This window comes from Parabacteroides distasonis (assembly GCF_004793765.1).
Taxonomy (GTDB): domain Bacteria; phylum Bacteroidota; class Bacteroidia; order Bacteroidales; family Tannerellaceae; genus Parabacteroides; species Parabacteroides distasonis_A.
Window position 1 is genome coordinate 51,476 of the sequence record NZ_SRYM01000009.1, and the last position, 25,465, is coordinate 76,940.

A 25,465-nucleotide genomic window follows, 5' to 3' on the forward strand; every position below is an offset into this window, starting at 1 on the left:
ATGTGCCAATTGTATTCAGATATCATAGATATTCGCTTTTTTGTAGTAACTTTGTGCTATTGTATAACGTGGAAGATAAAGAAAAATAGAGCCGTATGATACCCAATATTACCATCCCCTATGCCGTGGCCGACTTCGCTGATTTGCGCAAGCGAGGTTTTTATTATGTGGACAAGACACGTTTTATTCCTTATCTGGAACGTTATAACGCACCGGTATTCTTGCGTCCGAGGCGTTTCGGGAAAAGCCTTTTGGTCTCTATGCTCGCCCATTACTACGATCGGAGTAAGTCTCATCGCTTTGAGGAGCTTTTCGGGGGAACGTGGATCGGTGCCAATCCTACGCCGGAGCATAACCAATACATGATTATCCGCTATGACTTTTCGAAGATGGTGCTGGATGAGACGATGGAGGGGTTGGAGCGTAACTTTAATATATTGAACTGTTCTCCCGTGGAGATTATGGTGGAGCATAATCGCAATCTCTTTGGAGACTTCAAGTTCTCTACCAAGGGCAACGCCACGCAGATGCTGGAGGAGGCTTTGGCTTATGCCCGGGCGCACGATTTGCCCAAGGTTTATATCCTTATCGATGAGTACGATAATTTCACAAACCAATTGCTTACGGCCTATAAGGATCCGCTTTACGAGTCTGTCACCACTGGCGAGAGTTTCTTGCGTACTTTTTTCAAGGCTATCAAGGCCGGTATCGGCGAGGGAAGTATCCGTACTTGTTTTTGTTTGGGTGTGTTGCCTGTTACGATGGATGACTTGACGAGTGGCTATAATATCGCCGAGATTCTTACCTTGAAGCCTGATTTCACGGAGATGTTAGGTTTCAATCATGAGGAGGCTGCTGAGTATCTGCGCTATGTTATCCGTAAATATGGCAATAACGAGGATCATTTCGACGAGCTGTGGACGCTTATCGTAAACAACTATGATGGCTATCGCTTCCTACCCAACGCACGTCCGTTATTTAATTCCACTATATTGACTTATTTCTTCAAGAACTTCGCCGAGCTGTTTGGAGGTGTCCCCGATGAGATGGTGGACGAGAACCTTCGCACGGATGTGAATTGGATCCGCCGCCTTACCATCACCTTGGAGAACGCGAAGGAGATGCTGGATGCCTTGGTGATCGATGGCGAGTTGATCTACTCTCAACCGGATCTGAGGAGTAAGTTCAACAAGCAGAAGTTCTTCGATCCGGAGTTTTATCCCGTCAGTTTATATTACTTGGGCATGACAACGTTGAAAAACCAATTCAAGATGGTGTTGCCTAATTTGACAGCGCATAGTATTTACATGAATTATTACAACGAGTTAAACCGCATAAGTGACGATGCTCGCCGGTTTGTGCCAGCTTATGAGTCTTTCATGGATCATCGGAAGCTGGAGCCGCTGGTGGAAAATTATTTCAAGGAGTACCTCGGTCAGTTCCCGGCGCAAGTATTCGACAAGATCAACGAGAACTTTATCCGTTGCTCTTTCTTCGAGGTGTTGAGTCGTTACTTGAGCAATTGCTATACCTTTGCCGTGGAGCAGAACTTGCCAAGCGGCCGTGCGGATTTGGTGCTGACGGGCATACCGGGCACCGCCTTCCACAATGATTGCCGGGTGGTGGAGTTCAAGTATTTCAAGGCGAAAGACGCTGCCATGATAGAGGCCTTGGAGGTTGTTCGTTCCGAGGATGCTGATCAGGTGAGAAGATATGCCGCTGATATCAATCGGCAATTCCCCGCTTATCGCATGCGATCGTATGTGGTGTATATAGCGGCCGGGAAGGTTTGTAAGACATGGGAAATTATTAATCTCTAACGTAAAGGACAAGACATGAGACATTTATTGATTATTCTATTTTATTTTTCTTTTCTCTCAATCTTTATGGCCCATGGGCAGCCGGAGAATGAGAAATCCAAGGGTGATTCATTTTTGTTCTCTTTTATACCCGGAGAGGCTGATATTCAAGCTACATACGGGAATAATTCCATAGAGATGGAACGCTTGAGCCGGAAAATCTGGCCGGTGATGAACCCTTTGATGGATGGGGAGTTTCATGTGTTGATCGTCTCGCATATCTATACCGAGACAGGGGCGGTATCCAAGACTGCCGTGAATACGGCAATGTGGAGAGGGAATACCGTACGGAAATACCTGAAAAATAAATATGAACTTGATAACAAACAGATATCCTTTTACGTGGATCGTAGCGGGGAGTGGGGGAATAGTGTGCATGTATATCTGCTTTATTTCGCTATGCCGGAATTTGCTAATAAACAGATCTTTTATTCCACGGATCAGTCTGTACCCGCTATCTCATCGAGCCTAAAACGATATGCGGAGGTTCCTTATATTTATGTACTCAACGATCCCGATCTTTGCGTGGATGATGAGGTCTTTGCCTATGTGGTGATAAACAATAAGGCAGACCTTCCTTATGAGGAAGGTGCGATGCTTCCGGTGGCTCCGCCAACGCAGGAAAAAGTGAGACAAGCTTCGGAAGTTGTTCAACCGGTCCGGACGGAGCCAAAAATTGTCCGGCAGGCAACGGTAGACGTAGCACCTGAGCCGCAAGCGCAAGAAAAGCGATCTGCTGTGTACCAACCTCGACAAGAGGCAACTCGTGCCGTGCAGAAAGTCTATCCTACTTACCAAACGGCTAACCTGACGGTACGCACGAATCTCTTGCCTTGGGCTACCTTGTCGCCCGGATTAAGTATCGGAACAAAAGGTGCTGAGTTTAAGACCGGAGCTATCATGCCCAACTTGGAATTGGAGTATATGTTTGGGGGGTGGGGATCTGTTGTTTTGGGCGGTACTTATTCGCGGTTCGGTTATAAAAGCAATCCGGATAATTTGTGGGGTATATCGGCGTTGATGCTCGAACCTCGTCTTTGGTTCAATGATGATGGTACGTATTGCGGGTTTAACGTGGGCTTGCAAATGAAATACGGTAATTTCAATGTGCGAGACAATGAGCCGTTAGGACATGGTGAGACAGGGCAATTCTTTGGGATTGGTGCTATGCTGAACTATTTACAACCGATTTCCGGAGGCTGGGCGTTCGAGGCCGGGCTGGGCTTCGGTACGCGGATCACCTTCGATGCCTCTACCTATACCCGCGATTATAACACGCAGGTGAGCGAGACCGTGGATAATTTCTCTCTGACCCATTTCATGCTGAATTTCCGGCTGGCGCTGGTGTATAGGTTTGGATTTAAATAAAGACGGGGGCATTTGCCACCCGCTCTCATCCTTTTTGAGGACGGATGGGTATACGATTAATCGAACCTCTTTAACCACTCTCTCCCTCGTTTGGTGCTGATGATGATACAGCCGATTATGCCAATAATAGCAAATGTGCCGAATACTGCGACTGCTGGTGTAATCATATTTGCTGATTAAATGAATACTTTGTGGCAAAGAAAACCATTCTTTTTCAATAAATCAAATTATTCCGTACCTTTGCCCCTCAAAAAGAGAACACAAGGTATGGAAAAACATTTTAAGAGAACGCTGATTACTACGGCGTTGCCGTATGCGAACGGACCGGTGCATATCGGCCACTTGGCCGGGGTGTATGTGCCTGCTGATATTTATGCCCGTTACCTTCGTTTGAAGGGAGAGGAAGTGTTGATGATTGGTGGTTCGGACGAGCATGGGGTACCCATCACGTTGAGAGCGAAGAAGGAGGGGATCACGCCGCAGGATGTGGTGGATCGTTACCACGGTATTATCAAGAAATCGTTCGAGGAGTTCGGTATCACGTTTGATATCTATTCCCGTACTACTTCCGCTACGCATCATCAGATGGCCTCGGATTTTTTCCGTACATTGTATGATAAAGGCGAATTCATCGAGAAAACAAGCGAGCAATACTACGATGAGGAGGCGAAGCAATTCTTGGCCGACCGTTATATCACGGGTACTTGTCCGCATTGTGGAAACGAGAAGGCGTATGGCGATCAGTGCGAGGCTTGCGGTACGTCTCTTAGCCCGACGGATTTGATCGATCCGAAATCCGCTATCAGTGGCAGCAAGCCGGTGATGCGTGAGACGAAGCATTGGTATCTGCCTTTGGACAAGTGGGAGCCGTTTTTGCGTAAATGGATCTTGGAGGATCATAAGGAATGGAAACCGAACGTATATGGGCAGTGTAAGAGCTGGCTGGATATGGGACTGCAACCCCGTGCGGTGAGCCGTGACTTGGATTGGGGTATCCCTGTTCCCGTGGAAGGGGCGGAAGGAAAGGTGTTGTATGTATGGTTCGACGCTCCGATCGGTTATATCTCTAATACGAAAGAGTTGCTGCCGGATAGCTGGGAGACTTGGTGGAAGGATCCGGAGACTAAAATGGTCCATTTCATCGGTAAAGATAATATCGTGTTCCATTGTATCGTATTCCCTTCCATGCTGAAAGCGGAAGGTTCTTATAACTTGCCGGAGAATGTCCCCGCTAACGAGTTCTTGAACTTGGAGGGCGACAAGATCTCTACTTCCCGCAACTGGGCGGTTTGGTTGAACGAGTATCTGGTGGATATGCCGGGCAAGCAAGACGTGTTGCGCTATGTCTTGACGGCCAACGCGCCGGAGACAAAGGATAATGATTTCACATGGAAAGATTTTCAGGCTCGTAATAATAATGAGTTGGTCGCTATCTTAGGGAACTTCGTGAATCGTGCGTTAGTCCTTACGGATAAGTATTTCGAGGGTAAGGTGCCGGCGGCTGGCGAGTTGACGGATTATGATCGTCAGACCTTGAAGGATTTCGCGGATGTGAAAGAGAACGTGGAACGCCTGTTGGATACCTACCACTTCCGTGACGCGCAGAAAGAGGCGATGAACCTAGCCCGTATCGGAAATAAGTATCTCGCTGATATGGAACCTTGGAAGTTGGCGAAGACGGATATGCCTCGTGTCGCTACGATCATGAATATCGCTTTGCAGATTACGGCTAATCTGGCGATCGCTTTCGAACCGTTCTTGCCGTTTAGCATGGAGAAACTGAACAAGATGCTGAATGTAGAGCCGTTGGGATGGAATCGCCTAGGTGCTACGGATCTATTGGAGGCCGGTCATCCATTGGGCAAGGCAGAATTGCTGTTCGAGAAGATAGAAGATAGCGTGATCGAGGCTCAAGTGCAGAAATTATTGGATACGAAGAAAGCGAATGAGGAGGCGAACTATAAGGCGAAACCGATCCGTGAGAATATCGAGTTCGATGATTTCATGAAACTGGATATCCGTGTGGGTACGGTGCTGGAATGCGTGAAGGTTCCGAAAGCGGATAAGCTGCTTCAGTTCCGTATAGACGATGGTCTGGAGAAACGTACGATCGTATCGGGCATCGCCCAACATTATAAACCCGAGGAATTGGTAGGCAAGCAAGTTTGCTTCATCGCTAACTTAGCTCCCCGTAAGCTGAAAGGCATTGTTTCCGAGGGCATGATTCTCTCCGCCGAGAATTTCGATGGAAAGCTGGCCGTTATCACTCCGGAGAAAGAGGTGAAACCGGGTAGCGAGGTGAAATAATAAGGTAAACGCAATAATGAGGGGGCTATTCCGTTTTAACGACGGGATAGCCCTATTTTTTGAATGGATAAGATGCTTGAGAAACAGATACAGATGGTAGATCTGCGGAAGCAGTATGAACGTTTGCGTAGTGAGATCGATCCCGCCATGCAAACGGTGATAAATGCTTGTGCCTTTATCAATGGCCCTCAGGTGAAGGGATTTTGTAACCATTTATCAGATTATTTAGGTGTTCCTTATGTGATCCCGTGCGGCAACGGTACAGATGCCTTGCAAATCTCCTTGATGGCATTAGACTTACATCCGGGCGATGAGGTGATCGTTCCTGCTTTTACATATATCGCTGCGGCTGAGGTGGCTTTGGCTCTTGGCCTAGTGCCGGTATTAGTGGATGTAGATCCCCAAACATTCAATATAGACCCGGAAAAGATAGAAGATGCCTTGTCTGAAAAGACGAGAGCTATTATCGCGGTTCATCTTTTTGGCCAATGTTGTGATATGGAATCGATCTTGCGTATCGCTGGCCGCCATAATCTATATGTGATCGAGGATAATGCCCAGTCCATCGGGGCTGATTATACTTTCTCGGATGGAACGGTGAAGAAAGCCGGTACGATCGCCTCTATAGGAACGACCTCCTTCTTCCCTTCGAAACCGTTGGCTTGTTATGGTGATGGTGGGGCGATGTTTACTTCCGACGCACGATTGGCCGAACGACTGCGAATGATCGCCAATCATGGGCAAAAGGTAAAATATCATCATGCTTTGGTGGGCTGCAACTCCCGTTTGGATACCTTGCAGGCCGCTGTCTTAGATGTTAAGCTTCGGTATTTGGATGAATTTGCCGCCGCTCGTTGTAAAGTGGCCGCTAGATACGATGCTGCCTTTTCCGGATTGAATGCTGTACGCAAACCGCTAAAATCAGCCTTTTCATCGCATGTCTATCATCAATATACGATACAGCTAGCTGTAGATAAGAGGGATCAGGTACAAGCGGTGTTAAAAGAACGAGGCATTCCTTCTATGATTTATTATCCATTGCCTTTGCAGGAGCAAGAGGTGATGAGGGGGCGATGCCGGATTTCCGGAGATTTGAATGTCGCTTCTCGCTTGAGCCGATCCGTATTATCCTTGCCGATTCATACGGAGATGACAGAAGAGGAGCAGGCTTATATTATAGAATCTATAAAGAGTGTTTTATGAATAAGAAGATACGTTTCGCCGTGATCGGCTGTGGTCATATAGGTAAGCGTCATGCCGAGATGATTACCCGGGATGAAGGGGCGGAGTTGGTCGCTTTGTGTGATATCCGTCCGAAAGAGGAGCTGGGGATCGAGGCTTACGCAGTCCCTTTCGCCCGGAATATAGATGAACTATTCCGTTTGGGATTGGATATAGATGTGGTGAATATTTGTACACCCAACGGTTTACATGCCGAGATGGCGATCCAAGCGATAGAAAGCGGACATCATGTGGTCATAGAAAAGCCGATGGCCTTGACCTTGGCGGATGCCGAGAAAGTGGTTTATACCTCGTTGAGATTCCGTAAGCAGGTATTTTGCGTGATGCAAAACCGATATTCCCCGCCTTCGGTCTGGATCAAGGAGATGGTTGAGTCCGGAAAATTAGGCCAGATTTATATGGTGCAGCTGAATTGCTACTGGAACCGTGACGAACGCTACTATAAACCCGGAGGATGGCATGGCGACACTGCCTTGGATGGTGGTACCTTATTCACCCAATTCTCCCATTTCATTGACATTATGTACTGGCTATTCGGGGATATCTGTAATATCCAGACCCGTTTCGCCGACTTCAACCACGAGAAACTGACCGCCTTTGAGGATTCCGGTTTCGTGAATTTTAATTTCGTGAACGGTGGAATGGGCAGTTTGAGCTACTCTACGGCGGTATGGGACAAAAATCTGGAAAGCAGCATGCTGATCGTGGCCGAGAATGGTAGCGTGAAAATCGGCGGTCAATATATGAACGAGGTAGAATATTGCCATATAAAGGATTATGAGATGCCGGAATTGGCCCCTACCAACCCCGGCAATGATTATGGCCCTTACAAAGGCTCCGCCCAAAACCACAACTTCGTGATCCGTAACGTGGTCAATGTCCTTTCCGGTGCCCCCGGCGAGATCATAACGACCAACGTCTTGGAAGGTATGAAGGTGGTGGATATTATACGGAGGATTTATGCGTTGAAGGGGTAAAGAGCCATTCCCAGGGATTACCTCGACTTATCTTGTTTTGTATACAGAACAAAAATAGGGGATTTCACAATACTTAAGTGCATCGACCAAGTATCTTAGTTGCGTTGGCAAAGTATCTTAAGATACTTGGTCGATGAAGTTAAGATACTTTGCTGACAAGGGAATTTTGGTGATGGTTGCCCTGTTTAATGAACAATGCGATTGTGAATATCTGGAAAAATAGCTAACTTCGCAACCTTATAAAGGCTTCAACGATACCGGATGACAATAACTGAGTTCAACATAAAAAAACTGGATTATCTGCTTATGCTGTATGGTATGAGTAAGGAACAGTTATTGTCTTATTTGAACGAGGGGAGAAAGAGAGTTTTTACATTAGAGGATATTAGTGGCGATGAAATAAGAGTATCGTTACTGAAAAAAATAGATGACATTTTTAAAAAAGGATTGTCATTCTATCTTGATTTTTCTCCGATAGATACCAATCAAGAAGCAAAAGTCTTCTTTAGAAAGAAAAAATTTCAATCCGAGCTGACAATTGAAGACAAGCGTATAGTTGATTCTTTTGAATCCTTGAAAAGTTTGTTGGATGGATATCGGGTACTAACTGATACGACAAATGTTGAATATCCCTTAAAGAATACGGCGACTATACGTGTAAGTCCTAAAGCAATTGCGGATAAAGTTAGAGATCGCCTTTTGCCTGAAAAGAATATTACCGAGCATAAAAAGTTCCTACAAGCGGTCATTCAAAAATTGGCAGATTTGAATGTGTATGTTTTTGAGTTTGTAGAAACTTGGAACAAGCGTGAAAAAGCGACAATCGACGGTTTTTATATTGAACCCAATGTGATTGTGCTTAAACGGCAGAAATCCTATAAACGCGAGATATTTACCCTCGCTCATGAGATTGGACACTATTTATTAGGGATAGAGGATGTTGAAGCGTTGGATATGTCAAAGGTTGAACATAGTCGTGTTACCAATAGTGTTGAGCGTTGGTGTAATGACTTTGCGTTTTATCTGATAGCCGGAGATGCTGTAAATGAATTATATAAATTCAAGGAATATTCTGAAGGCTTAAACCAAGCGATAGATGCGTTAGCTTCTTCCACTCATATTAGCAGAATGGCATGGTATACCAAATTGGCATATGAAAAGATAGTATCTATGCCTCATTATCATTCCATTATTAGTCAATTGGAGGATGAGTATGAGGAACAACAGCGCGAGAAAAAAGAAGAACTGAAACAAATGCAATCGAGGGCGAGTGTTCCTAGGCCGATTATATCGCCGTTGTATTTAGAAACCATGCAATATGCTTATTACAATGGCTTGGTTTCTGAAGCATCTTTCTGTGAGCGGTTGAGAATTCCTCAAAATAAAATAGATAAATATTTATGATTGGAATTATTGATACAAGTTCTTTGTTGGCGATCGTGCGATATTACCTCTCGATTAAGGACGAGGCTAAATTGTTGCGCTTCTTAGAGTTTAAGTTCCGGTATGGAGAATTGATTTTATTAAGCTCGATCCACGGAGAAGCTTCCAAAACTCAAAAAGGGATCATCCTTTCGCGAATGACTTTTTTGAATGACAAAGAGTTGCTTACTAATGATACTGAAATGTTGCCGCCTGCTCCTAAAAAGTTCAGTAACCAATTAGATAATAATTTTTCTATCCCTCTTCAAAAAAAGCGTTTGACCGAAGAACTGTATGCACAACAAAAAGAAGCATATATGCAGACTGGGGACGTAAAAATGATTTTGTATGCCTTGAACAATAAATCATTAAAGCCAATCATAATTACGGAGGAAACTCCCCAGAGCAATGACGGGAAACTTTTCAAAAAGTTACCTGTTATTTGCGATTTCTTAGAAATTGATCATATTTCCATTTCAGAATGGTTATCTTCCAATGGCGTGAAATTAAGTTGGACGCATCCGTAATCTATAATTTACCATAAATATCAAATGGCGGAACAATCATTAAAAGATAAGACAGCGAAAGGGCTCTTCTGGGGAGGGGTAAGTAATGGTGTGCAACAGTTGTTGGGGATGTTGTTTGGTATTTATCTGGCACGTACACTTAATGCTGAGGATTATGGATTGGTTGGGATGTTGGCGATATTTAGTGGAATTGCTAGTACGATTATCAATAGTGGATTTACGGTAGCGCTAACAAATAATCAAAATGCGACTCATAAGGATTATAATGCGGTGTTTTGGTTTACCTTTTTTATCGGTTTGATTTTATATTTAGTGCTGTTTCTGGCTGCGCCGTTGATTTCTGAGTTCTATCACCGACCGGAACTAACAGCTTTATCCCGTGTTTTGTTCATTAGCTTTTTCGTCTCTGGGATTGCTTCCGTTCCTTATACGGTCATGTTTAAAAGGCTGATGGTTAAGGAACAGGCCAAAATTGATATTCTGTCTTTGTTCTTCTCGGGGATTATAGGGGTTAGTCTCGCCTTAAATGGCTTCGCTTATTGGGCGATCGCTTTGCAGAGTATGTCATACGTGACGATTAATTCTTTGCTGAAGTGCTATGTCTCTCCGTGGCGTCCTACATTTGAATTTGATTTTTCCCCATTGAAGCATATGTTCTCTTTTAGCGTGAAGCTCTTCTTGACCAATGTGTTTACCCAAATTAATACGAATATATTTTCTGTATTATTAGGGCGGTTCTATGATGCTCGGCAAGTAGGATTTTATTCTCAAGGTAATAAATGGCAGGGTATGGGTAATACGTTTATTTCAGGGATGATCAATAGTGTCGCTCAACCGGTTCTAGTCTCGGTGGGGGATGATTTGTGCCGGCAAAGGAATGTGTTCAGGAAAATGGTCCGTTTTGGCTCCTTCGTATCCTTTCCGGTGATGCTTGGTCTTGCTTTTGTCGGAAAAGAATTTATCTGTGTGCTTATCGGAGATAAATGGCTACCCAGCGTACCCTTCCTGCAACTTTTTTGCATATGGGGAGCGGTGAGTTTCTTATGGAATCTATATTCAAACCTGTTGATCTCTCATGGGAAGTCTGATTTGTATATGTGGGGTATTGTTTTTGTTGGGATGATACAACTTCTCTGTGTGTTTGCTTTTCTGCGTTATGGTATATATTATATGTTAGGGGCTTACATCAGCGTTTACTTTCTAGGACTTTTGTTTTGGCATTATATTGCCTCACAGCTTATAGGTTTACACTTAATACATATAATAAAAGATATATTGCCTTATGTGTTGGCGACTTTCCTGTCGTTTTTTATCGCTTGGTTTGTAACTTCTCAGATAGAGCATGTACTGGTACTATTAATTTTGAAGATTGTATTATCAGTAATTTTTTATATGATAATTATGTGGCTGGGTAACTCGATCATATTTAAGGAAATATTGGAGTATTTGCGGAAAGGTAAGGTATGAGAAGATTTGTGTTGATATTTAATCACTTTGAGGAGGTATATTTGGGTAAGGATGTTTATCTTTTTCCTTATTATTGGAAACAAGAATATGGGGATGAAGTAGAGATTGTCTATCCTAGTACCCCCATGAATAAAGATTTTCCATCTTCTATAAAAGGTGTAAAGCTTTCGGCTTTGAGAAGCTTAGGTAATACGACGAGCTTTTTCCTTTATAGAGAATGGAACTTTGTTGTTTACTTACTCAAAAATGCGAGAAGTATAGATATTCTATTTCGTTTTCATTATACATTAATGACAGCGATCATGATATTGCTATATAAGTTCTTTAATAAGAGAGGAAAGGTATATGTAAAGCTTGATGGCTATATAGATGCGCTGTTCTTGGCAGAAAGTCGCTTTTTAAGGGATAAGATCAAGAAATATATTTTGCTTCAATCATTGGAAAAGGTAGATCTATTAACTTGTGAAACATCTACTTACTATAAGAAATTAATGACTAGTAATTTATTGTCAGATTGTTTTAAGAGGAAATTAAGGATTCTAGAAAATGGATTCGATGAGGATGAATTGATCTCAATGAGGTTTCAAGAAAGAAATATTAAAGAAAATATAATGATAACAGTGGGGCGTTTGGGCACTTTTGAGAAAAATACTGAAATGTTGTTGAATGCCTTAGCTAAAGTTGATTTAAAAGATTGGAAATTTTATTTGATTGGTCCAGTAGAAGAGTCTTTTAGACTAAGGATTAATGATTTCTTTCGACAGTATCCGGAAAAAAAGGTATCTGTGATTGTTGTAGATGCTATCTATGATAAGAAGAAATTGTGGGATTTTTATAACAGATCTAAAATTTTTGTCTTAACATCTAGATCTGAAAGTTATGCGTTGGTTTTGAATGAGGCTTTAAGGTTTAAAAACTATATAATATCAACAGAAGTCGGTGCGGCAGAAGATTTGATAAAGGGTAAGTATGGATCTTTCGTAGAGCAAGATAATAGTGATATGTTAGCTTCAAGACTACAATCAGTGATAGCGGGTGAGACAAACTTGGATGTTTTTGCGGATTTTGATCCCGTGCAACTTTCTTGGCGTGTTATAATAAAAAGATTTTTTGAATCAAATAGTTTGTGAAATGGATGTATCTATCATTTATGTGAACTATAAAACTGCGTCATTGGTACTGGATAGCATTAAGTCTGTGCAGAAAAATACGAAGGAGTTTGAGTATGAGTTTATTGTTGTCGATAATGCTTCTGGAGAATGTGATCTAGAGTTGATACGAAAGTATTGTCCCCAAACGGTATGTGTACAAGCTTTTGAAAATTTAGGTTTTGGACGAGCAAACAATCTTGGTCTTGAGTATGCGTCAGGAGAGTATATCTTTTTTTTGAATCCAGATACAGTTTTACGGAATAATGCGATAGATATACTTTGTCGTTTCATGAAAGATCATCCGTCTGTAGGGGCCTGTGGAGGGAACCTATACGATGAAAAGGGAAATGCGACCACTTCTTTTAGCCGTAAATATCCGTCTTTTTTATGGGAGTTATTGGGGATCTTATATATACCTTCACTATGTTTTTCGTCTGGGCGTTCTTTGTTTTTCAATCACGAAGGGAAACCGATAAAGGTGGCTTCTGTTACTGGTGCGGATTTGATGGTGAGGAGATCAGTGTTATCTTCGATAGGAGGAGGTTTTGATGCGGATTTCTTCATGAATTATGAGGAGACAGAATTATGTCTTCGGATTCATCGGTCGGGTTGGGATATATATTCAGTGCCTTTGGCTCAAATCACACATTTGGAGGGGCGTGCCTCTTATATAAAACAATCTCGTCTTTATTTCTTGTATGAGGGACAATATATTTATTTCCGGAAGGTTTATGGTAAATTTGGGTGTCGATTGATTTTTGCCATTACGCAACTGAAGAGTTATGTTCGGATTTTTCAGTTTCTTTTGTTGGGAAATCGGAAAAGAGGGGCTTACTGGAAAATGAAACTAGAGACGAACAGGGAGGTCTGGAACTCCGAAAGAATAAAACGCATTTTGAAATGAAAAAGAAACTTGTGGTTTTTCATCCGGCGATAGCTCCTTATCGAGTAGATTTTTTTAATTCTTTGAATAAGGAGTTTGATGCTATATTCTATTTTGAGTTTGGAGATGTATTGGAGCAATCATTCGCTCAAGATGAGTTGAGAGGGCGATTGGAATTTGCACCTCGCTTTCTGGCTTCGGGATTATTCGGGATTAAGAATCTTAGGACACAGGTTTTCTCAATATTGAGGAAGGAACAGCCGGATGTGGTGTTTTGTAGTGAGTATAATATATTGGGTTTATTATTGTTGGTTTATAAATTTCTATTCAACTGGAAATTGTCTATTTTTACGATCTGTGATGATAGCAAAGAGATTGCTGAAAGCGCAAGTCTTGTGAAAAGATGTATGCGTTTTATCGCGGTTAAGTTTTACAGTGGCATTATCTTGACAAACGATGATGTGCTGTCTTGGTATGTTAAACGCTTTCGGGTAAAGCAGAAATTTTTGTTTTTCCCGATTATCCAAAAAGATCAAGATTTTAGGTTGCTATTGGAGAATGCGTTGCCTGTTTCTAAGATATTGGAGGATACGTATCATTTGGAAGGAAGGCAAGTCTTGTTGTTTGTTGGTCGTTTAATAGATATCAAGAATTTATTCTTTTTACTGGATGCTTTAGCCTTGGTTGTAAATAGGTATCCTAAGGCTATTCTTTTATTTGTAGGTGATGGTGATCAGCGAGTGGCTTTAGAGCGACATGCGGAGAGAAATGGATTGGCTGACCATGTGATTTTCGCTGGGAAAAAGCAAGGTGAGGATCTATATGCTTGTTATAATGTCGGTCAGATATTCATATTGCCAAGTTATTATGAGCGTTTTGGGGCGGTGGTGAATGAGGCATTATTGGCAGGTTGTTATACCTTATGCTCTGTTGTTGCGGGAGCGGCTTGTTTGATTGAGCCGCAAAAAAATGGTGATCTATTTGATCCGGCATCTAAAACATATCTTGCGGAGAAATTGGCGCAAAGTCTGAAGGATTGTGAAGGTCTTAAACAAATTTCGTTGAAAGCGAATAAGATGTGTTATAGTTACGATCAGTATATAACCTCTTTTTTCAATCAGTTAAATTCTATAATAGATAAGTAAGAATGGATATTCGTTTATATTGGGAGAAAGTTTATTGGGCGTTAGCGAAACGTGTCTTTAAAAGAAAGCAGAAAACTTATGAGGATTGGTTGGCGAAAGGATATACCAATCAACCGCTTGTCAGCTTTATTATAGAATCTCACAATAAAAGTGTGGGAGTCAAATGTATTGTCAGTAAATTACGTGAGTATCCGAATGCTGAGATCGTAGTAATAGATGATGGTTCTGAGTACAGACATACTAAGTCTCTTATGAGGTATCTTACTCGTGGTAATGAATTTTTAGTACGAGCTAATGATTTATATGAGAATGTGATGTATGATAAAACCATTCGTTTTGCGAATGGAGAATATATTGTCTTAATGCAGGATGATGATGAGATTGCTGATTTAGGTTGGATTGATAAAGGTATCTCTTATTTCAAAAAATATCCGGATATGGTTATTTTAGGAGGGCTGAATGGATTGGAGTTTATTATAGATGATAAGGAAAAGTGGGGATATGTAGATTTGTATAAGGATGATCTGTTGGAAGATAAAGATTTCTATTTTGTGCATGCAGTGAATCGGGCACCGATGTTGTTGAATAAAAAATTATTTATTGAACATTTGGAGCATATTGATTTTTCTTTTGCTCCGTTTCAATGCGATGATTGTGAGTTATGTTTACGTGCATGGTTGTATGGTTTGAAAGTCGGGTGGTATAATGCTGGTTTCAAGTCAATGGTCGCAGGAGGAATGCGTATTTGGAATAAGGGACTAATGGGTTTTCAAGAAATAAAAAATCGAGGTAAGTTATATGAAATGTATAAGTCTTCTCTGGAAGAAATTACAGGATTGGTGACTGAAGCGAATAAGACATTGTGATGAAAGTTGGCATTTTATATATAGGTATTGGTAATTATACATTATTGTGGGAAGATTTTTTTAAATCTGCAGAGAAGTATTTGTTCCCGAATGTTGATAAACAGTATTTTCTGTTTACAGATAAAGAATTGTCTGTATCTAAGTCTGTCTCTGTTTATTATCAAAAAGACCTAGGTGGATATAATAATACATTGTATAGATTTAAAATGTTCTATGAGCATAAAGATGATTTTGATAAATGTGATTATTTATTCTTTTTCAATGGAGATACTCTTTTTAAACGGACAATCCATCTGGAGGAATTGAAACCTTCTGCGGAGGATGGCTTTTTAGTTGGTTTAGTTTGGCATATATATAGAATAAAAGATCGGGACAGTTTTCCTTATGATCGGAATCCGGATTCAATGGCCTATATCCCTTATGGTCAAGGTCTCTATTACTTTCAAGGAGGGTTTAATGGTGGACGAACATTTGAATACTTGCAATTGATAGAAGCTTGTATGCGTGATGTTGAAATAGATTCTAAAAAAGGTGTTGTGGCATTTGTGAATGATGAATCTCACTTAAATAAGTATTTATTGAATAAAAAAGTAAAAATAGTAGGAACAGAGTATGGAAAGCCTGAAAAATGGTTTTTTCCTGTTAACAGGAAAGTCATTTTTAGGGATAAAAATGACTTTTTTCGTACTAAAGGTCTGAATTATGATAAAAAACCAGATCATACATCTGCTTTAGTTGCGTTTCTTGTTGATTTTAATAAGTATATTCGAGCTGTATTGAGAGGATGAGATAGATTATTTTTAATGAAATAGGTAGATAAGAATTACATAGAACGCATAGGTGTAGATAAAAATGGTTATTGGAAAATAATAGAGAAGCCATGAATATATTGATATTAAATACTTCTGAATTAACCGGTGGAGCGGCAGTCGCTGCGAACCGACTAGCGAAAGCATTGGGTAAATCTGGTGTAGAGGTTTCTATGTTAGTACGTGATCGGAAAACAGACCATATAAAAGTTTTCTCTGTAAATAATTCATGGACTTCACATAGGCTTAATTCTTTTCGCTTCATTTGGGAACGACTGATAATCTTTATCTGTAACTTCTTTAGCAAGAAGAACCTCTTTCAAGTTTCCATAGCCAATACAGGCACGGACTTATCGAAGCACCCATTAGTGCAACAGGCGGATGTGATTCATCTGCATTGGGTGAATCAAGGATTTTTGTCTCTTTCTGATGTTAAGAAGTTAGTCGATACCGGAAAGCCAATTGTGTGGACTATGCATGATTTGTGGCCAGCTACGGCTATTTGTCATTATCCGGGAGGATGTGAGAAGTATATATCGAATTGTTATCAGTGCCCGATGCTGAAACGAAATCCGTTTTTTGATTTAGCGGCTTCTGTTTTTAAGGAGAAAGGGAAAATTGGGTTATCTAAGATTACGTTTGTCGGTTGCAGCCGATGGATAATGGAAGAGGCCAAAAAAGGCAATTGGTTGAGAACTGCCTGTTTTACCTCGATTCCTAACCCGATTGACGTGACAGCCTTTAAGCGTATGGAAAAGCAGGTGGCCCGTAAACGATTCGGCCTGCCGGAAGATAAGTTCCTCCTTCTTTTTGCCGCCGCTAAGCTTTCAGATACCCGGAAAGGAGCGATTTTTTTGATCGAAGCTTGCGAAAAACTAAAAGAGAAATACCAAGATCGCATAGAAATCGTGTTGATGGGAAATAGCTCGGAAGAATTGATTAGCCAGTTTCCTTTTAAGGTGAATACGCTGGGATATATATCGGATCAAGACTCTATGATTTCCGCTTATGCCTGTGCCGATATGTTCGTTATTCCTTCGTTGGAGGATAACTTACCCAATACGATTATGGAATCGATGGCATGCGGTACGCCTTGTGTGGGATTTGAGACAGGCGGGATTCCGGAGATGATAGATCATTTGAAGAATGGGTATGTAGCTAAATATAAGGATACGGATGACTTGGTTACGGGTATCAAATGGATAATCGATAATCGAGAGCCTTTGCGATTAGATGAGGCTTGTATCTGCAAGGTACATGATCGTTATAAGGAATCGGTTGTTGCCGAAAGATATATAGCTTTGTATCAGAGCCTATGTAATAGGTGCGAATAGAATGAATGTTCGTTGGTAAGTGATTGAAAGCAAATGAAAATTGTTACATTTGCGAAAAAATGGAATAAATGGACGATAAGTATAAGCCTGAATGGATTAAGGTAGACGAATGGGATTTTGTAGAATATGTGGAGAACTTGCTACGTAGTCAGGAGTCTGTCGATTTAGAGTTTAAGACCGCTCGTTCAGGATTTCCAAATAGTGTGTGGGAAACGTATTCTTCATTTGCGAATACAGATGGGGGAACTATCGTCTTGGGAATAAAGGAGAAAAAAGGAGTGCTATTTGTGGAGGGACTTCTTCCAGAGCAAATTGTGTCTTATCGGCAAATCATTTGTAACCAATTGAATAATCCGGATTGCGTTAATATTAATTTGCTTACAGATAAGAATATTCAAGAGGTAGGCTATAGGGGAAAATCACTTTTACTGATTAATGTGCCAAGAGCTTCTCGTTCGCAACGCCCTGTATATTTGACGAGAAACCCTTTGAATGGGCATACTTATAAACGGAATAATGAGGGAGATTATAAATGTACGGATACGGAAGTTCGAAGAATGATTGCCGATGCGGATGAGGAACATCCTAGGGATTCTCGTATTTTATGTAATTATACAATGGAAGATATTGATTTGGATTCACTTAAACAATATCGACTGTTGCTTTCCAGCCGTCAGCCGGATCACCCTTGGTTGACACTAGAGGATATAGCTTTTTTGAGAAAATTGGGAGGATATCGACAAGATAGGCAGACCGGCCAAGAAGGGTTTACTTTAGCGGGCATATTAATGTTCGGTAAGACAGAAAGTATAACAGATAATGAATGTGCTCCATCTTATTTTCCGGATTATCAGGAAAAAATGTCGGTAGATGAAAATGTTAGATGGACAGATCGCATTTGCATGGATGGAACTTGGGAAGCGAATCTTTTTCAATTTTATCGGCGTGTATATCCTAGATTATCATCTGTGCTGCCTGAGCCGTTCCGTTTGGAGAATGGTGTGAGATTGAAAGATACTACTACGCATGTCGCTTTACGAGAGGCGTTTATAAATACATTGATACATTGTGATTATATGGAGGAAGGAAATATAACGATAGAACAATGGAAAGATCGTTATGTATTTAAAAATCCCGGGACACTGCTAGTGAGCAAGGCTCAGTATTATACCGGAGGCGAAAGCATATGCCGTAATAAGAGCTTGCAAAAGATGTTTATGCTAATAGGTTTCTCAGAGAAAGCAGGTAGCGGGGTGAATAAGATTTTCATGGGCTGGAAAAATGCTAATTGGAGGCCTCCATTTGTGGAAGAACAAAGTCATCCGGATCGGGTCGTGTTGAATTTACCGATGGAAAGTTTGTATCCGAAGGAAGTCTTAGAGGAACTGAAGCGTTTGTTTGGACGAGATATCGAAAGAATACCCTATGATCAATTCACAGTTTTGGCTCTTTGTTACTCAGAGAAACAAGTTTCTAATGAAAGGCTTCAATATATTTTGAATCAACATAGCTCGGATATTACAAAGTTATTAAAGAATATGTGTAATGCTGGTTTTTTGGAGTCTATAGGAAATGGTCGGGGAACTAGGTATCAGTTGGTGTTTGGGGAGAAGGATGAAAGCAAGCCTCAAAAGGATGAAAGCAAGCCTCAAAAGGATGAAAGCAAGAAATATATGCGTTATGAGGATTTGTCGAGGTTAATACTTTCTGTCTGCGAGGATTATGTGGCTTTGGAAATAATAGCTGAGTCTGTTCATAGAGAGACCTCTTATTTAATAAACCGAGTTATACCAAGAATGTTAGAGGATGGGTTGCTGGAGAGGCTATATCCATCTTCTCCGAAGCATCCTTTACAAAAATATCGTGTGAGACAAGTTGGAAATTTATAAAAGAAATGGGAGTAAATCAGCAACCTACATTTTCGATCATAACGATCACCTATAATGCGGAGCGATGGTTGGAGCGTACGATATTGAGCGTACTTAGCCAGTCGTATCCGAATATCGAGTACATATTGATTGACGGAGCCTCGAAGGATAAGACCGTAGAGATCATCAAGCAATATGAATCCGGTATCGCTTCTTGGATAAGCGAGCCTGATAAAGGCTTGTATGATGCTATGAATAAGGGATTGAAGCGGGCCACGGGGGATTATGTGTGGTTCTTGAACGCGGGCGATACACTTTATACAGCAGATACCGTGCAAAGAATTGTGGCATCATTGAAAAAGAAAGTATCTTTGCCTGACGTGATTTACGGAGAGACCCGGATCGTTGATGCGGAGGGTAGATCATTAGGGATGCGCAGATTGAAAGCACCGGAGAAACTGACTTGGAAAAGTTTCCGGATGGGAATGTTGGTTTGTCACCAGTCGTTTATATCAAAACGGGAGATCGCTCCGTTATATAATACGGAATACCGTTTGACGGCGGATTATGATTGGTGTATCCAATGTCTGAGACGATCGAAAAGAATACATAATACACGTTTGATCCTGTCTAATTTTTTGGAGGAAGGGTTAAGTAGTGTGAACCGGAAAGCTTCCTTAAAGGAGCGATATGAGGTCATGTGTAAGTATTATGGCAAGGTGTCGACGATTCTGTTGCATGGTTGGTTCGCCGTGAGATTCTATTTTGCCAAATGGTTTAAAGGTAGAGTATAAACAATAAATTATAGATAAGTTTTATGCGGAGTATAATGAGTAAATGGGGAAAACATATCGCAGCGATAGCCGTATTCTTGGTATTGACGGTGATTTATTTTTCTCCGGCCGTATTTGAAGGTAAGGTAGTCCGGCAAGGAGATACGGAAAAGGCTATCGGTATGGGGAATAGCCAGATGGATGAATATGAGAAGACGGCCCAACCGGGAGAATTCAGCGCATGGTCCGATGCTATGTTTGGCGGCATGCCTTATGTGTCGGGATATGGTAATCCGGCTCCATGGTTTCCCGGATATCTTTTAGTGGAGAAGCCTTTAAAAGCGTTGGGATATATGGATGCGGGGATGGTGTTTACCGGATTCGTTTGTTTCTATATCTTGATGTGTGTCATGGGCGTAAATTGGTGGTTGGCGATCGCTGGTGCCATCGCTTTCGCTTTAGCGTCTTATAATCTGATCATTATTGAGGCTGGCCATGTCACGAAAGCGTATGTAATCGCTTATATGCCATTAACGTTGGCGGGTATGGCCCTGTTGTTCAAGCGTAAGTATTTATGGGGGGCGGTCGTGTTCTTGTTGGGTGTCGCATTCTCTATCGCGAATACGCACCTGCAAATCACTTATTATTTATTATTACTTTGCTTCTTCGTTTATTTGGGATATTTATTCAATAAACTGAAGGAAAAAGCTTATAAAGAACTGGGTACGGTAACCGCTATTATGGCTGTATGCGTGGTATTGGCAGTGTTGCCGAATGCTCAGAATATGTATGCTCAATGGGATTTGGGACAGAACTCTATCCGTGGGGCTACGGAATTAACGACAACGACCCCTTCGGGCGAGAAGATCTCTTCCGGCTTGGATAAGGACTATGCGTTCGCATGGAGCTATGGAAAAGGGGAGTTGTTGACTTTGTTGGTCCCGAATGCCTATGGTGGAAGTTCGGGTGGAACGCTAGGCCCGGATTCTGAGTTATATAAGGAATTAAGGGCGAAAGGTGCTCAAGTAGGAAAAGAGGTACAGGCTCCTACCTATTGGGGAGAGAAGACATTTACTTCCGGGCCGGTTTATTTCGGGGCATTGGTCTGCTTCTTGTTTGTTCTGGGAATGTTCGTGATCCGGAATCCGTTGAAATGGTGGTTGTTCGGAGGTTCTGTCTTTTTGATATTGCTGGCATTGGGACGTAATTTTGATAGCTTCAATGACTTTATGTTCCATTACTTGCCGATGTATAATAAGTTCCGTACCGTAGAGATGGCATTGGTTATTCCGGGTATGGTGTTTCCTATTATCGCTATATGGGGATTGAAAGAGGTGCTATCGGAGACCGTGAGTGATGCCTTGTTGAAGAGAGGATTGATCGCTGCTTTGGCTATCACGGGGGGGCTTTCTTTAATCCTTTGGTTGATGCCGAGTATGCTGTTGGATTTCCGTTCTTCTTTCGACGCTCAATATCAGCTGCCGGATTGGTATTACAATGCCTTGTTAATGGATCGTGCTTCCTTGGCTTCGGCGGATGCGTTGCGCTCTTTGGTCTTTATCTTATTAGGGGCGGCTTTGTTGTTCTGGTTCTATACCTCGAAAGAGCGGAAGAAAGTGGCGACCTTCGTAGGGATCGGCGTTGCGGTCTTGATGTTGGTTGACTTATGGACGGTGGATAAACGATATTTGAACGATAGCAATTTTATCCGCCAGAAGCCTACCGAGGTGTATAAAGAGACGGTAGCCGATCAAGAAATCATGAAGGACAAGGACCCTTCTTATCGTGTCTTGAATTTGAATAATCCTTTTTTGGAGACAACGACCTCGTATTATCACCACTCCATCGGCGGTTACTATGCCGCGAAGTTGAGACGGTACCAAGAACTGATCGACCACCGTCTGCAAGGAGAGCTTAACTCGGTTATCGGGGCTTTCCAGAAAGCGCAGACTGCGGAGGATTTGATGGGGGCGTTCGCTGCTTGTCCGTCCTTGAATATGCTCAATACACGTTATATTATCTATAATCCGGAGCAACCGCCTTTGAGGAATCCGTTTGCTTTCGGCAACGCTTGGTTTGTGGATAAAGTGGAGGTCGTGGAGAATGCGGATGCGGAAATAGCGGCGTTGAATACGATCAATCCGTTAACGACGGCGGTTGTTGATAAACGTTTCGCTGATGAGGTGAAAGGTTTCACGCCTCAATTGGACTCTACCGCTACGATAACATTGGATAGTTATCGCCCGAATAAGTTAGTTTATACGACGAAGACGAATTCTGAGCGATTAGCGGTATTTTCCGAGATCTATTATCAACCGGGATGGGAAGCTACGATTGATGGTAAGCCCGCTCCGCATTTCCGGGCGGATTGGATATTAAGGGCTATGTTAGTTCCTGCGGGAGAGCATCAGATCGTATTTGAGTTCAGACCGCAAGGTTATATTACGGCGGCGTATATTACTTCTTTCAGTTCATTGATTATCCTGTTGTTATTGATTGGTGCGGTAGGATATTCGGTTTGGAAAGCTAGAAAGCAAAAAGAGATATAAATTCCGGTTGGTTGTAGATACGGGGCACGCCCGTATCTACAACTAGATGAAACCGCTATTGATAAAATCGAGCAGTTTTCTCGTTAGGGTTTCCCACGAGAGGGCTGCTTTTTCTTTGGCTATGTTCGCGGGGATGGTGGCTTGCCGTGAGGGGGTGAAAAGTTCCTCGATACCTTGGGCGAGGGCCGTCGCGGATATCTCAGGCACTACGATGCCTGTACCCGGCTTTTCGATGCTGTTCTTGAAATCACCTACGGGAGTACTTAGCATGGGTAAATCGTAATTATAGGCTACGGATACGACACCGCTTTGAGTGGCGGAGCGATAGGGGAGTACCAAGGCATCCGCCGCAGAGAAATAAATGGGGATTTCCTCGTCGCTGATATATTCACAGTGGACGAATATACGTTCTTTTGCCGGAGATGCGTCGATCAGAGCCTGATACTTCTCGAAACTACCGTAACATTCGCCGGCTATAATGAGATGGTAATCCTCGTTAAGCTGTCCCATCGCTTCTATCAGCAGGTCTAATCCTTTATAGTCCCGTATCAATCCAAAGAATAAGAGGTTCTTTTGGGACGGACTGATACTTAGTTTCCGGCACGCCTCGTCTCTTTCGATCTTATTACCGAAATGATTGTAAAGCGGGTGTGGGTTCTGGATATATTTAGCTCCCGGATAGAGTTTCCACAAATCATGCCGCACGTTATCGCTCATTACGATAAAGCCATGGCACTGCCTGAAAAGTAACGAAGCTAAAGGTTTATCAAAGAAGCGTGGCTCATGGGGAATCGCATTGTGGATAAGCGCGATTACCTTACAATGCTTTTTCATCCGGTTCGCTATGTGGGCGTATCCGGGAACGAAAAAGGACATCCAGTAAGAGATAATCAGTACGTCCGGCGCATAAGTGCGAATGGCGTTTACGGTGCTGAAATAACTAACCGGGTTGACGCTATCTAATACTCGCACGCTCTTGATCTTGATCGCACGGTCTCCTTCTTCTACATATTGGGTCTTGCCGGGAAATAAGATATCCGGATAGAGGCGTTTGAAGTTGAAAGCTTTCACTTCATGGCCTTCCTTTACTAATTCCGTATAAAGCATCCCGCTGAATTGGGCGATACCGCCACGATAGGGATAAATGGGGGAGAGAATAGCGAAACGCATGGTAATTGAAAATTAAGAATTGAAAATTGAAAATTAAGAATCGAGAACTACAGGAGCTGTCCTCCCTTCATTTTCAATTCTCAACTTTCAATTTTCAATTAATTAGTATCTGTAATGATCGGCCTTGTACGGTCCTTCTACCGGTACGCCGATATAATCAGCTTGCTTTTGTGATAATGTAGATAATTTCACGCCGATACGTTCCAAGTGCAGGCGGGCAACTTCCTCATCCAAGCGTTTCGGCAAACGATATACGCCTACCTCATAGGCCATTTGCCATAAATCCATCTGGGCAAGCACTTGGTTCGTAAATGAGTTGCTCATTACGAATGACGGGTGTCCCGTAGCGCAACCCAGATTTACTAAGCGGCCTTCTGCCAACAGGAAGATAGAGTTTCCGTTCGGGAACGTATATTTATCTACTTGCGGCTTGATATTCGTGTGTTTAATATTCGGATAGTTGACAAGCTTGTCCACTTGGATCTCGTTGTCGAAATGACCGATATTACATACGATCGCTTGGTCTTTCATCTGTGTCATATGCTCGATCGTGATGATATCGCAGTTTCCGGTGGTCGTAACGAAGATGTTACCCTCTTTCACGGCCTCTTCCATGGTCGTAACCTCGAAACCTTCCATAGCGGCTTGCAGGGCGCAGATCGGATCGATCTCGGTCACGAGTACACGGGCTCCGTAAGAGCGCATGGAGTGAGAGCAGCCTTTACCTACGTCACCATATCCGGCCACGACTACCACTTTGCCGGCGATCATTACGTCCGTAGCCCGCTTGATGCCGTCTGCCAAAGACTCACGGCAACCGTATAGGTTATCGAACTTGGATTTCGTCACGGAGTCATTAACATTGATAGCCGGAACCAGCAACTCACCTTTCTCCATCATCTGATACAGACGGTGAACGCCGGTGGTCGTCTCTTCCGATACCCCTTTCATCTCGGCTACCGTACGGTGCCAACGGCCGTTATCTTCTTGAAGGATACGATTTAATGTATCCAGGATTACCTGTTCCTCATGATTTCCGCCTTTGCGGTTGATGGTCTCTGCGTCGTTCTCCGCACGATACCCCATATGAATCAATAAGGAAGCGTCACCGCCATCGTCAACAATCATGTGAGGGCCTTTGCCTTCCGGGAAACGAAGCGCCATGTCCGTACACCACCAATACTCCTCCAGCGTCTCGCCTTTCCAGGCGAATACCGGTACGCCATCAGCCGCGATAGCCGCCGCCGCATGGTCCTGTGTGGAGAAGATGTTACAGCTGGCCCAGCGAACGTCCGCTCCCAACGCAACTAATGTTTCGATTAACACCGCCGTCTGAATAGTCATATGCAGTGAGCCGGTGATACGTGCGCCTTTCAAGGGTTTCTGATCGGCGTATTTCTGGCGTAGCGCCATTAATCCCGGCATTTCGTGTTCGGCGATCTCGATCTCCTTGCGACCGAACTCGGCCAAACTCATATCTGCCACTTTATAAGGCAGATGAGTTGGAAATAATTGTGACATAAATTAATACTATAAATGATTGAAGCGCAAAGGTACGAAAAAGCGTTGATAGTAGGTGTCCTTTATCTGTGAATTTCCATCTAGGGCGGAGGCTTGCCGAGGGGTACGGTGGGTTTGTTACTGCAACCTGCCTTGCAGTAGTTCTGCAACAGCCTTGCAGCATTACTGCAACCCGCATTGCGGTAACACTGCAACGCCGTTGCAGTATTGGGTTCTCTGTAGTTTTG

The 25,465-nt window shown here is 42.6% G+C and carries 19 protein-coding genes; 17 read left to right on the forward strand and 2 right to left on the reverse strand.

Translation table 11 applies throughout. The annotated features are described in order from the left end of the window. Window positions 1-95 precede the first annotated feature (95 nt). The 17 genes from E5342_RS04945 (at window position 96) to E5342_RS05025 (ending at window position 22,547) form a co-directional block, all read left to right on the forward strand. Window positions 96-1,820, forward strand: a complete 1,725-nt coding sequence (locus E5342_RS04945; RefSeq protein ID WP_135958937.1) for an ATP-binding protein — start codon at window positions 96-98, stop codon at window positions 1,818-1,820. Window positions 1,821-1,835: 15 nt separating this feature from the next. Then, window positions 1,836-3,227, forward strand: a complete 1,392-nt coding sequence (locus E5342_RS04950) for a DUF3575 domain-containing protein (protein WP_135958938.1) — start codon at window positions 1,836-1,838, stop codon at window positions 3,225-3,227. Between the two features lie 267 nt (window positions 3,228-3,494). Beyond that, the gene (gene metG, locus E5342_RS04955) at window positions 3,495-5,534 is read left to right on the forward strand and encodes a methionine--tRNA ligase (RefSeq protein WP_135958939.1); all 2,040 of its coding nucleotides are present in this window, start codon (window positions 3,495-3,497) and stop codon (window positions 5,532-5,534) included. A gap of 72 nt (window positions 5,535-5,606) precedes the next feature. Further along, window positions 5,607-6,737 carry a DegT/DnrJ/EryC1/StrS family aminotransferase gene (locus E5342_RS04960; RefSeq protein ID WP_135958962.1) on the forward strand — a complete coding sequence of 377 codons (1,131 nt, stop codon included), beginning with the start codon at window positions 5,607-5,609 and terminating at the stop codon, window positions 6,735-6,737. After that, window positions 6,734-7,753: a Gfo/Idh/MocA family protein gene (locus E5342_RS04965; RefSeq protein WP_135958940.1), complete on the forward strand. Its 1,020-nt coding sequence runs from the start codon at window positions 6,734-6,736 to the stop codon at window positions 7,751-7,753. The genes E5342_RS04960 and E5342_RS04965 overlap by 4 nt, the downstream gene beginning before the upstream one ends. 318 nt (window positions 7,754-8,071) lie before the next feature. After that, window positions 8,072-9,157, forward strand: coding sequence for an ImmA/IrrE family metallo-endopeptidase (locus E5342_RS04970; protein WP_160217488.1), 1,086 nt, complete (start codon window positions 8,072-8,074; stop codon window positions 9,155-9,157). Then, complete coding sequence (locus E5342_RS04975) at window positions 9,154-9,702, forward strand: DUF4411 family protein (RefSeq protein ID WP_121736850.1); 549 nt, start codon at window positions 9,154-9,156, stop codon at window positions 9,700-9,702. The genes E5342_RS04970 and E5342_RS04975 overlap by 4 nt, the downstream gene beginning before the upstream one ends. Before the next feature lie 24 nt (window positions 9,703-9,726). Beyond that, entirely contained in the window at window positions 9,727-11,169 is a 1,443-nt protein-coding gene (locus E5342_RS04980) for a lipopolysaccharide biosynthesis protein (protein ID WP_135958941.1), read from the forward strand. Continuing rightward, window positions 11,166-12,299 carry a glycosyltransferase family 4 protein gene (locus E5342_RS19600; RefSeq protein ID WP_246867062.1) on the forward strand — a complete coding sequence of 378 codons (1,134 nt, stop codon included), beginning with the start codon at window positions 11,166-11,168 and terminating at the stop codon, window positions 12,297-12,299. Before E5342_RS04980 ends, E5342_RS19600 begins: the two co-directional genes overlap by 4 nt. Before the next feature lies 1 nt (window position 12,300). Continuing rightward, window positions 12,301-13,224: a glycosyltransferase family 2 protein gene (locus E5342_RS04990; RefSeq protein WP_135958942.1), complete on the forward strand. Its 924-nt coding sequence runs from the start codon at window positions 12,301-12,303 to the stop codon at window positions 13,222-13,224. Beyond that, on the forward strand, window positions 13,221-14,348 hold the full coding sequence (locus E5342_RS04995) for a glycosyltransferase family 4 protein (protein WP_135958943.1): 1,128 nt from the start codon (window positions 13,221-13,223) through the stop codon (window positions 14,346-14,348). Before E5342_RS04990 ends, E5342_RS04995 begins: the two co-directional genes overlap by 4 nt. Window positions 14,349-14,350: 2 nt before the next feature. Beyond that, window positions 14,351-15,214 carry a glycosyltransferase gene (locus tag E5342_RS05000; protein WP_135958944.1) on the forward strand — a complete coding sequence of 288 codons (864 nt, stop codon included), beginning with the start codon at window positions 14,351-14,353 and terminating at the stop codon, window positions 15,212-15,214. After that, window positions 15,214-16,002 (forward strand): glycosyl transferase, encoded by a 789-nt coding sequence (locus E5342_RS05005; protein ID WP_135958945.1) that lies wholly within the window; start codon window positions 15,214-15,216, stop codon window positions 16,000-16,002. The genes E5342_RS05000 and E5342_RS05005 overlap by 1 nt, the downstream gene beginning before the upstream one ends. 92 nt (window positions 16,003-16,094) lie before the next feature. Further along, complete coding sequence (locus E5342_RS05010; protein WP_135958946.1) at window positions 16,095-17,357, forward strand: glycosyltransferase family 4 protein; 1,263 nt, start codon at window positions 16,095-16,097, stop codon at window positions 17,355-17,357. A gap of 68 nt (window positions 17,358-17,425) precedes the next feature. Then, window positions 17,426-19,246, forward strand: coding sequence for an RNA-binding domain-containing protein (locus tag E5342_RS05015; RefSeq protein ID WP_135958947.1), 1,821 nt, complete (start codon window positions 17,426-17,428; stop codon window positions 19,244-19,246). A 5-nt stretch (window positions 19,247-19,251) separates the two neighbouring features. Further along, window positions 19,252-20,019 (forward strand): glycosyltransferase family 2 protein, encoded by a 768-nt coding sequence (locus E5342_RS05020; RefSeq protein WP_135958948.1) that lies wholly within the window; start codon window positions 19,252-19,254, stop codon window positions 20,017-20,019. A gap of 23 nt (window positions 20,020-20,042) precedes the next feature. After that, window positions 20,043-22,547, forward strand: coding sequence for a YfhO family protein (locus tag E5342_RS05025; protein WP_135958949.1), 2,505 nt, complete (start codon window positions 20,043-20,045; stop codon window positions 22,545-22,547). 42 nt (window positions 22,548-22,589) lie between these two features. On the opposite strand, the gene E5342_RS05030 is transcribed toward E5342_RS05025, so the two are convergent. Together E5342_RS05030 and ahcY are read right to left on the reverse strand one after the other, a co-directional pair. Next, the gene (locus tag E5342_RS05030) at window positions 22,590-23,717 is read right to left on the reverse strand and encodes a glycosyltransferase (RefSeq protein WP_135958950.1); all 1,128 of its coding nucleotides are present in this window, start codon (window positions 23,715-23,717) and stop codon (window positions 22,590-22,592) included. A gap of 102 nt (window positions 23,718-23,819) precedes the next feature. After that, window positions 23,820-25,238 (reverse strand): adenosylhomocysteinase, encoded by a 1,419-nt coding sequence (gene ahcY, locus E5342_RS05035; protein ID WP_135958951.1) that lies wholly within the window; start codon window positions 25,236-25,238, stop codon window positions 23,820-23,822. Window positions 25,239-25,465 lie beyond the last annotated feature (227 nt).